The sequence below is a fragment of the Pseudomonas sp. TE12508 genome, assembly GCF_056279485.1.
The window spans coordinates 1-1,320 of sequence record NZ_JBWCCN010000047.1; the positions used below are offsets into that span (position 1 = coordinate 1).

The 1,320-nt window shown below is 55.3% G+C and carries 2 protein-coding genes; both read right to left on the minus strand.

Annotated elements, in window-relative coordinates; translation table 11 throughout:
* Positions 1-230 precede the first annotated feature (230 nt).
* On the minus strand, positions 231-419 hold the full coding sequence (locus ACZ9IM_RS30470; RefSeq protein ID WP_427622757.1) for an AbrB/MazE/SpoVT family DNA-binding domain-containing protein: 189 nt from the start codon (positions 417-419) through the stop codon (positions 231-233).
* A gap of 194 nt (positions 420-613) precedes the next feature.
* A complete protein-coding gene (locus tag ACZ9IM_RS30475; protein WP_476225835.1) occupies positions 614-1,147 on the minus strand; it encodes a P-loop NTPase family protein in 534 nt (177 codons plus the stop codon).
* Positions 1,148-1,320: the final 173 nt, after the last annotated feature.

Consider the following 1,320-nt stretch of genomic DNA (forward strand, 5'->3'; position numbering starts at 1 on the left):
GAAGGTAATTCGCGCTTCCGCCCGCTGATTGCACAGGCAACCCACGAAACGCTCAGCTTTCATCGTGTTTGGAGAGTTTTCACACAGCCTGGGTCGTTTTCTGCCTGTCGCCAAGGGCTGTATCCGACCCAATACGGTCTGTCGCCGCCGGCAAATGCCCAATCGCCGCCGCTAAGATGTGCCGTTCACTTATGCCCGCTTGATGATTAGGTGGAGCGCACGGGCTCGACTCAGGGTGTAGCTGAGTCGCTCGACTTCGGTGTCAGAACTATCGCGCCGTCGATCACCTCCATCGTCAACACGTCACCGATGCTCAGTCCTAAACTGGCGAGTAGCTCAGGCGGCAAATCAATGATGACGTCGCCACTTCCATCCGCAGGATCTTGGCATTTCACTGTCCAGCGTTGGGCTTCGATCATGATGTTACTCACACTTTGGTCTTGGCGGGGACGATTCACTATGCTCGCAATGTCTTCGCAAGTTGAAGCGTGATGCTGACCGCTGAGGACTCCTTCTGGCCGATTTCTGTCTGTCGTGACGGGCAGCAGTCGGCCAAGAGCTGCCGGTCGCAACAGGCGATTTCCATACTGAAGTAGTCAACTGTCTATCAATCTCACGGAGCCTGGCCAGTCAAATTTCCAATGCTCGCGAGAAAAACTCTGGTATCCCGATTGGACCGCAGACAGACCACGCGGCAAGTGGATGGCGCAGTCGCCACGAGTTGCTGCATCTTTGCTCGCGCTGATTTTTTCGTCCGCCACATGAATCTAAAAAATTCCGGCAGATTCGCCAGCAGTTCGGGGCAGTTCTCCGGCAAGTCAGGCCGAGACCGACCGCGCTGGAGCAGCGTTCTGAGCACTACGCGCCAGAATCGAAGCGTCGCCGAACGATCAATCCATATCAAAAGATCTGCGCGGGCCACCCGATTGTCCCAAGTGGCTGAATGGCCACCTTCGAATATCCAGCGTTCACGGGCCTCGATCTCGCGACAAAGATGAGTCTTCTCGCCCCAGCTCCGTTCGACCCATCCTGGCTGCCAGTGGATAGTGTCGATATGAATGATCGGTAAGCCCGTAAGCTGGCCAAGCTTACGCGCCAAAGTGCTTTTACCAGACCCGGGTTGCCCAACAATCATCACCCGCAGCATCGAAGCTCCTTCTCGCTATGCAAGCTGATTTTTTGGGGGTGGCGATTTTACGTCAATGCCAGTCTCCGCCAACAAACAGAATCGACCCAATATAGATAGTCCGTCCCACCTTCATCGATACTGGTAACGGTTGGCAGGTAGCTGTCAGCGAGGGTGGAACATGCACCTGTAGA